This window comes from Skermanella aerolata KACC 11604, assembly GCF_000936425.1.
Taxonomy (GTDB): domain Bacteria; phylum Pseudomonadota; class Alphaproteobacteria; order Azospirillales; family Azospirillaceae; genus Skermanella; species Skermanella aerolata.
Genome location: NZ_AVFK01000107.1, coordinates 1 through 7,411 on the forward strand (window position 1 = coordinate 1; position 7,411 = coordinate 7,411).

At 57.9% G+C, this 7,411-nt stretch carries 9 protein-coding genes and 1 pseudogene; 4 read left to right on the forward strand and 6 right to left on the reverse strand.

Going from position 1 to position 7,411, the window contains the following annotated elements:
• The first annotated feature begins 666 nt into the window (after nt 1–666).
• Nucleotides 667–891: a hypothetical protein gene (locus tag N826_RS37985; RefSeq protein WP_044437686.1), complete on the forward strand. Its 225-nt coding sequence runs from the start codon at nt 667–669 to the stop codon at nt 889–891.
• A 300-nt stretch (nt 892–1,191) separates the two neighbouring features.
• On the opposite strand, the gene N826_RS37990 is transcribed toward N826_RS37985, so the two are convergent.
• Nucleotides 1,192–1,488, reverse strand: coding sequence for a hypothetical protein (locus tag N826_RS37990; RefSeq protein WP_044437687.1), 297 nt, complete (start codon nt 1,486–1,488; stop codon nt 1,192–1,194).
• Nucleotides 1,488–2,132 carry an AAA family ATPase gene (locus N826_RS37995; protein ID WP_084721544.1) on the reverse strand — a complete coding sequence of 215 codons (645 nt, stop codon included), beginning with the start codon at nt 2,130–2,132 and terminating at the stop codon, nt 1,488–1,490. Before N826_RS37995 ends, N826_RS37990 begins: the two co-directional genes overlap by 1 nt.
• A gap of 172 nt (nt 2,133–2,304) precedes the next feature.
• Here N826_RS37995 and N826_RS38000 point away from each other — a divergent pair, with 172 nt between their 5' ends.
• Together N826_RS38000 and N826_RS38005 are read left to right on the forward strand one after the other, a co-directional pair.
• Nucleotides 2,305–3,363, forward strand: a complete 1,059-nt coding sequence (locus N826_RS38000) for a replication protein RepA (RefSeq protein ID WP_044437689.1) — start codon at nt 2,305–2,307, stop codon at nt 3,361–3,363.
• A 473-nt stretch (nt 3,364–3,836) separates the two neighbouring features.
• Nucleotides 3,837–4,334, forward strand: a pseudogene (locus N826_RS38005) (IS66 family transposase); the annotation flags it as partial.
• Nucleotides 4,335–4,351: 17 nt separating this feature from the next.
• Here the strand turns inward: N826_RS38005 and N826_RS38010 are convergent.
• The 4 genes from N826_RS38010 to N826_RS38025 form a co-directional block, all read right to left on the reverse strand.
• Nucleotides 4,352–4,549 (reverse strand): DUF6429 family protein, encoded by a 198-nt coding sequence (locus N826_RS38010; RefSeq protein ID WP_211099504.1) that lies wholly within the window; start codon nt 4,547–4,549, stop codon nt 4,352–4,354.
• Nucleotides 4,550–4,849: 300 nt separating this feature from the next.
• Entirely contained in the window at nt 4,850–5,665 is an 816-nt protein-coding gene (locus N826_RS38015) for a restriction endonuclease (protein ID WP_044437691.1), read from the reverse strand.
• Nucleotides 5,662–6,510 carry a class I SAM-dependent methyltransferase gene (locus N826_RS38020; protein ID WP_044437692.1) on the reverse strand — a complete coding sequence of 283 codons (849 nt, stop codon included), beginning with the start codon at nt 6,508–6,510 and terminating at the stop codon, nt 5,662–5,664. The genes N826_RS38015 and N826_RS38020 overlap by 4 nt, the downstream gene beginning before the upstream one ends.
• A 132-nt stretch (nt 6,511–6,642) precedes the next feature.
• Entirely contained in the window at nt 6,643–6,897 is a 255-nt protein-coding gene (locus N826_RS38025; RefSeq protein WP_147041343.1) for a site-specific integrase, read from the reverse strand.
• 206 nt (nt 6,898–7,103) lie between these two features.
• Here N826_RS38025 and N826_RS38030 point away from each other — a divergent pair.
• A partial coding sequence (locus tag N826_RS38030; protein WP_044437694.1) for a hypothetical protein occupies nt 7,104–7,411 on the forward strand: 308 nt, incomplete at its 3' end.

The following is a 7,411-nucleotide window of genomic DNA, read 5'->3' on the forward strand; positions in this document are numbered from 1 at the left end:
AGCATCCTGGTCAGCACAGGCCGGCATGCCCACTCTGCGAACAGATTCTTACAGTGTCGGTACGCTTCGACCAGCATGAGCTCCCCTACCCTGCCCTAACCAGTTCGGCAGGATCGAAGGCGGGGGCCATCAGCGAGCAACGAATGATGAGCGAGCGTCACTGCTTCCGATGCAGATGCGGGCGCGTAGCTGTGGCGGGTTTAGTTGTCATGGATCGCCAGCGGGTTGAGGCGGCTTTTGGCCTACACGAAGGCAATCACCGTCTCCGGCGCAATGTGTGGCGCGTGAAGCATGGTGAGCTGCAGAGCAAAGGTAATCGGAAGTGTCGCCATGGATCAACTCTGCTTCGTATTTCGGGCAGTGCCGGAAGAAGCGCGCATGTCGCCCAATCCTGTAGTAGCGAAAAATACTCGCATAGCAGTAACACCCGTCCTGAGTCTGCAGCAATACCTTACAGGAGAATGATGCTAACCAATTTGATTCAGCACGAACGGGAGGAGAACTATCGGTGAGAGTTGCACGCTGGGTTCTGTTAGGGCAAAACCAAAGGAAATCAGCTCTGTGGGACTCATGCCTCAAACAAGATGGCCAGTTGTTACGACGTCAGCGTCCGGTGTCACGTCCGAGTTATGGGACGGCTTCAAAGCGCGTGCCGACGAACTGAACATGACGGACCGCGAGGCCATGGAGGAGGCGATCAGGGATGTAGTCGCAGCGGCACGCGCCGGGGAGCCCGTCGAATGGCCGCATCCAATGGGGCCGCTGACCCGGCCGATCCGCATCCATGAAGAAGTGCTCAACGAGGCGCGGGCGCTGCGGAAGGATCTGGGCTATAAGCTGAACGTCGTACTGTTGGCAGCGATGACCCGCTGGATGAAGAAAGAAAGATAGCTTTCTAGCGGGCTGGTATCCGCCGCTTATGAACGGCTTTCAGATGGAGTCGGTCATGTCAGTTATCTTTCTTTCTTCCTTTCTAGCTTTCTATCTTGAGCGACCAGATGCGATCAATCACGGTCACGCAGTCGATGGCGCGTTGCGGGTTGCTGCCCTGTGCCCGCAGACCTTCAATGAACAAGGCTCTCCAGCCGTTCGATCAGGTCGCGGAACGTCGCCTTGCTGACATCCTTTGCCTGGATCAGGTTTCCACCGGACCAATCATGCTCTCCTCTGTCGATCAAGAAAGAAAGATAGCTAGTCGGGATCGACGCCTAGCTCGCGCATCCGCGAATGAGTCCATTCCCGCAAGGCCCTCTCGAGCGCGTCCTGCTTCTTCGTGCCCAGTCGATTGGCCAGCCAGTTGAACTGCACCATCAGCTTCTCCGGCAGCTTGGCGTTGACCTGAACTCGCAGGTCGTCACGGATGCGCGGGTCGCGCCATGGGAGATGCTCGGTCGGAGGGGCTGGTGGCGGCACGGCGGTAGCACCGGCGATGAACTCCTCCGGGCTGGGCGCGGTATCTTGTGCCTTCTTCGGCATCTTGATCGCCATCAGTCCCTCCCGAAAATTTCTTGATGCACGAACGACATTTCCGTGCAGGCCTTGGTGTCGCGGTTCGGCATTTCGGAGACGACCAGTCCTTCACCACTGCAATGGTTGAAGGCGGCGCGGAACACCGTCATGGCGCTCAGCAGAGTAAAGCGCGGCATCTCGGCCATAATCGCCGCCGCATCCTTGCGCGCACGGTCACGGGCGGTTGGCGGCACCTGAGAGAGGCAGATCACCGCTTTGAGGTTCTCATTATAGGTATCGGCCATCTCGATCACGTCGACCATCTTCTGCAGCGTCCAGAAGTCGAAGGAGCCGGGACGCAGCGGCAGCACGACGGTATCAGCGGCCAGCAGGGCGGAGCGGAATTCGTGGCTGTCGGCGCCGCCGGTATCGACCACGAGATCCTGATAGTGCTTGGCTTGCTCGCGCAGGTCGATATGCACCTTCTGGCCTTTCATGGAGATGATCGGCACCTGCGTAACGTCCTTGTCCTTGCGCATGTCCATCCAGGTCGTCGCCGTGCCCTGGGGATCGGCATCGACCAGCAGGACGGAACGGCCCGCTGCGTTGCGTGCCACCGTGAGGTGCGTGGCGATCGTGGTTTTGCCCACACCGCCTTTTTCTCCGCCTACAATTACGATCAATGTCGCCTCCCAAAAAGCTAGCTTTCTTCCTAGAAAACTTGCCTACTTTCTTTCTAGAAAGCAAGAGCTTGACCAGGTTGTGTGCGAGTATTTTCCACTCTCAGCAGCTATTGCGTATTGCTCCGATTTGCGCCACCATCCCCACTCCAGACTCTGCCATGTAGGTGCCGCTATGCCCGCCGATCCATACGGCTTCGACCCCGACGCCGCTCGTGCGCGGGCGATGCTTGAAAAGCTGCGGCGGGCCGAGAAAAACGCTGATGAATGCGGCGACCTCAAACCGCTGGTCGCGGCGGCCAAGGTGCCGAAGGTCAGCCGGATCAAGAAGCGACTTGTCGACGCGGCGGTCAGCATCCGGGCCGACGAGCCGGACGAACTCACCTTTATGCACTCGGTGCTGACCCAGTGCTCGCTGCCGACGGCCAAGCCGGAGCCGGGTGTGCTGACATGGGAGCGGCGGCAGGGCAGGGCAGCGCTGTTGATCGAGGCGGGTAAGGTGCGCCATCCGCGCACAGGCGTGTGGGAGCAGCTCGGCCTGCCGTATGGCCCGAAAGCGCGCATGCTGCTGATGCACCTGAATTCTGAGGCGCTGCGCAGCGGGACGCCGGAGATCCCGGTCGAGGACACCATGACTGCCTTCTTCCGGCGCATCATGGGCAAGACGCAGGATGGCCGGCAGGCCAACATGCTAAAGGCGCAGTTGTCCGCTCTAGCCGCCGCCAGCTTCCACATGGGCATCGCCTACGACGATCATGCCGTGCAGGTCGATGCCAAGGTGGTGAGCAAGTTCGAGCTCTGGTTCGAGCGCGACGAGAGCCAGCGGGTGCTGTGGCCGTCCGTGCTACGCCTCAGCCTCGATTATTTCGATAGCCTGACGCGCTACGCGGTGCCGCTCGATGAGCGTGCCGTGGCGGCGCTGGCGCACTCCGCACTGGCGCTGGACATGTATTGCTGGCTGGCGCAGCGGCTGCATCGAGTTCCACAGGGGAAGTCGCAGTTCGTGCCGTGGACGGCGCTGCAGGAGCAGTTCGGACAGCACTACCAAAGGATCAGGGATTTCCGGCGAGATTTCCTCAATCTCCTTAAGCAGGTGAAGACAGCGTACCCGGAAGCCATTTTTGACGCCAACGTGAAAGGCATGACGCTCTGGCAATCCCCGCCGCCAGTTAGGAAGCGGTTGATCTCCCTTAGCAGTCCGAAGTTCCTTGATTTAAAGGCCGAGGAAATCTAGGACCGGACTAGGCGCGCATGTGCAATCGCTCGCGCCTGCCTTGGATGAACACCTAGCACCATCAAGACAAGATGGTCCCGAAAGCGCCTTTCATAGCCGACAACCATGTGCAATCACTCGCACTTTGCAGGCAGGCGATATTCTCCAACGGGCAGGCATGTGCAATCGCTCGCGCCTGGCAAAAAGCTACCTCGAAAAGATGGCTCATCCATGTGCAATCACTCGCGTTTTGTCGACGCGACTCGCATCCCGCAGAGACGATGGGGTTTGTGAGCGAAATCCATCATCCACATGCAATCGCTCGCGCAAAACGTGTGTAATGACTCGCGCGAATCGGGTGAAATTGATGTGCAATGACTCGCGTAAACCTCTAAATTAACTTCCTTTAAGAATCCTGTTGTTGGTGCGGGAAAACGGGGATATTGGGGATGTCATGGCCACCCGTAAGCGGGACGCTCTGCAGAGGCGGCTGAGCAGTCAGGCGGATCGACGCGCTGTTCGATATCGAGCGGGCGATCAACGGCCAGAGCCCGGAGCAGCGCCTGGCTGCGCGCCGGGCGCACAGCGCGCCGCTGGTGACCGAGCTGGAAGAATGGATGCGCACTGAACGGGCCCGCCTGTCCCGCCACAATCCGGTCGCCAAAGCCATGGACTACATGCTCAAGCGCTGGGAAAGCTTCACCGTGTTCCTGCGTGATGGCCGGGTGTGCCTGACGAACAATGCCGCTGAACGAGCGTTGCGTGGTATTACTCTCGGCCGTAAGTCATGGCTGTTCTGTGGTTCCGATCGGGGCGGCGAGCGGGCGGCAGTCATGTACAGCCTTATTACCACAGCAAAAATAAACGATGTCGATTCGCAGGCGTGGCTCGCCGATGTGCTGGCCCGGATCAACGACCTGCCCCAAAACCGGCTGCACGAGCTGCTGCCCTGGGAGTGGAAGGCAATCCGCGAGCGGGCCAGGGCGGCGTGACCTCGGCGCCAGCCGGGTCAACGCTTCGCGAACAGTTCCTGGAACAGCTGCTCCGAGCGAGCCAGGCCGTCCGGTGTGAAAACCACCGACTTGGCCCTGCCAACCGGATCGTGGATCAGCCCCTTCATGTGCAGCCGGTCCATCGCGTCCCAGTCAAAAGACTTCCACGCGCGCACCGTTGTGGAGTCCCAACCATAAAAGCGCCAGTACAGCATCGTCGATCTGATCGGTATCGATGTCCATGACCGCCTCATAGTTCAACAAAACTGCAATCATGCGATACGTCCTGCCCTCTTCTCAACGGCTCCCTCCTGCGGTGCTCGACGGATGCTTACGCCCGGCCTCCGTCCGCGTCGCGTAAACCAGGGCGCCGGGAAGGGTTTTCCTGCAACCGAAATAACCTCGCTGCAACAAGGTCCTCCTACGAATATATCTGCCGGGTATGGACAAAGGAGCCCCAACGATTCAACCTCAATCCACTCCACCAAATGTCGGGACTGAACATCTAGCGAAGTTCAAGTTCGGCTGATGTCGCTCGGCGTAAGTCTCAAGCGGCTGCTCAGCAGCTCATTGAGCGTGATTAGCACGGCGCCTGTATCGGCCGCCATGGCGAGCGCCGATGAAGTGAATCCAGCAGTGGATACGAGGATGCCCGAAGAAACACCCATGACGCTCATGTGGCCGAGAAACTGGCGAACAGCGTCGACTGAAACGCGTCCCTGACTGTTAATCTTCTTCACCTCAACAATGGTAACCTTTTTCGTGGTTGGATCTGAAAGGATAAAATCAGCTTCCGCGTCTCTCCGGGCGGTGGACCGTTCGATTGACCAGCCGCGCGACTCGAGCAGTTCTCCAATCATCTGCTCAAACTTGGCAGGGGACAACTTTTCGAGGAGCTGCGTGTCGCGTGTGGCAGCAACAAGCATCTCCTCAATAGAGCCACTGGGAAGCCTCTGCTCATGTTGACCAAGATTCAATCCACGAAGGTGGAGTAGCAAGCTGCCTGCATCACGAGCAACATCATCGGTTAAGCGAAGAAATGGCATTGATGCCAGATCATTTGGAAGCAAAACATCACCGATTGCCACAATGACTGCTGGCAACCCCGCTCCAACCGCTAGTCCAAGTTCATAGAATACGTTAGGATTGTCGGATGAGATAACCGCCACAATCACTCGAGAGGAGAGGATCTCCGAGGCGACTGCAGTTATCGGCGATCTCGCGAGGACACCATCCACGCTGTCAACCTCAAAACCCGCTTTGCGGACCAAAATCATCAGCTTACCGACGCGGTCGCGATCTGCCGCGGCGAAGGAAAAAAAGATTTTCATTCCGCGCCTCCCAATGCTCGCGTCAGAGCCCAAAATTCGTGAAGGAGTCGAACTTTATCGGCTTCCTCGTCAGCAGTTTCCGCATCAAACTCAGTCAGTGCCATCAGTGCTTTCGTGCACGCACTAAGGCGAGTCCTCATTAACTCCATGATCTTTGAGCTGGTCACCTCTATAGCCTTGGCCGTCGCTGCGGCGAGCCCATTATCGTCCAACTTGATATAATTCCGATCGAGTTGCAGATTCCATCCCGAAATCCGGCTGTGCTGCCACCTACTCACTTCAGGGCGATAGCGCGCTGAACTCAAAGCATCGAGCAGGGTGAAGAGAATGACTCGGATCTCGTCTCGGTTCCATGGAATAGCGCCCAGTTCCGGTGGTTCGATACGTTCCATGTCGTAAACAAATAGGGTGCCGGTCGGCTTCAGCCTAGCCACACTGTCCAACATCACTTGGGCGATCGAGCGAGGTATCAGCTCGTGAACGGTGTTGGTTAGTGAGATGAAGTCGAATTTGAGCTTCGGATCTACTAGCTGGTTGAAATTGGACAACTCGCCGATGCCAAGCCCGAAACTTTTGAAACCTAGGCCAGAGGCAATCCGGCGCGTCTCACGGCCGTATCGCTGATCCACATCATAAGCATAGAATAATATTTTGCCGCGTGCGCCCTCAGTCAGATTATCCTCAAGGTGCGCGATAATCTGGCCGCGACCACAAGCTAAATCTAACCAAGAATAATTTTCTAACTCAGGGGAGCCGACGCGCCCCTGAATCAGGGTCAGCGCCGCCTGATGCTGCGAGAGGACTCTTTTCTCGCGAACAGCAGATGAATCCGAGATGCTTGTCATCGCTCACGATTTCTAATGTGCTTGGCGAGGTAACGTTATCGCTGCCGGGCAACATCATATCAGATAACCAGCATGGCTGTCGTGGGACTCATTCCTGATATACCTTGTCGAGGATGTGGATGATAGGCTTGGTCAATTTCCCCGGTTGGCGGGCAGGATTGAGCGGGAGGTGAGACCGGTGCGACCGACCAGCCGGTGGAAGGTGATCTGGAGGTTGCCGTAGAGCAGCCGGCTGCCGGCCGTGGAGACTAGCAGCCCGGGCGCATTCGGCGGCTGGGAAGGCCGGTCGTCCCGACGCAGGTAGTCGCCGAGGGCGGCCGCGGTGTTCGGATACAGCGGCAACTCCCGCCGTCCGAAGCCGAGGAACGCTATTATGCCATCCTGCAAGAGCAGGCCATGCCAGCGTGACTCAAGCCAAACGGTCTCCGGCAAACCCGGTACGGTTCACACGCAGACGTGCCGGCACATCGATGTTACCGTGTATTGGGTTTCTCTTGGATTTAGAGCAATTGGTCAGGAAAAGGTAGTCGCTACCAGCACGCGATCAGGTAGACTACTTCCCCAAGTTGTTCATCATGGGTTCTGAGACGGACATGCCAGTTCAACCACAACGCATCTTGATCCTGTGCAAGACGTATCCATCACCAAGCGCCAAGCATGCTGAGACATCCTGCGTGGCAGGAATGATGGAGGATGGAACGCTGATCCGATTGTTCCCGGTGCCATTCCGCCTGATCAACGACAGCCAGCAGTTCAAGAAATGGCAGTGGATCACCGCACGTGTCGTCAAGTCGAAGGTGGACCATCGGCCGGAAAGCCACCGCATATTCGTTGACACGATCACGTGCGAGCTTAAGAATCTGTTCGCAGGCAGAGCGTGCCGCCCTGTGCTGACCGGGAT

Excerpts from the sequence above, each read along its gene's own strand:
- N826_RS38015 (WP_044437691.1), bottom strand. The coding sequence starts at position 5,665 with ATGAAAATCTTTTTTTCCTTCGCCGCGGCAGATCGCGACCGCGTCGGT.
- N826_RS37990 (WP_044437687.1), bottom strand. The coding sequence starts at position 1,488 with ATGGCGATCAAGATGCCGAAGAAGGCACAAGATACCGCGCCCAGCCCG.
- N826_RS38010 (WP_211099504.1), bottom strand. The coding sequence starts at position 4,549 with ATGCTGTACTGGCGCTTTTATGGTTGGGACTCCACAACGGTGCGCGCG.
- N826_RS37985 (WP_044437686.1), top strand. The coding sequence starts at position 667 with ATGACGGACCGCGAGGCCATGGAGGAGGCGATCAGGGATGTAGTCGCA.
- N826_RS38020 (WP_044437692.1), bottom strand. The coding sequence starts at position 6,510 with ATGACAAGCATCTCGGATTCATCTGCTGTTCGCGAGAAAAGAGTCCTC.
- N826_RS38000 (WP_044437689.1), top strand. The coding sequence starts at position 2,305 with ATGCCCGCCGATCCATACGGCTTCGACCCCGACGCCGCTCGTGCGCGG.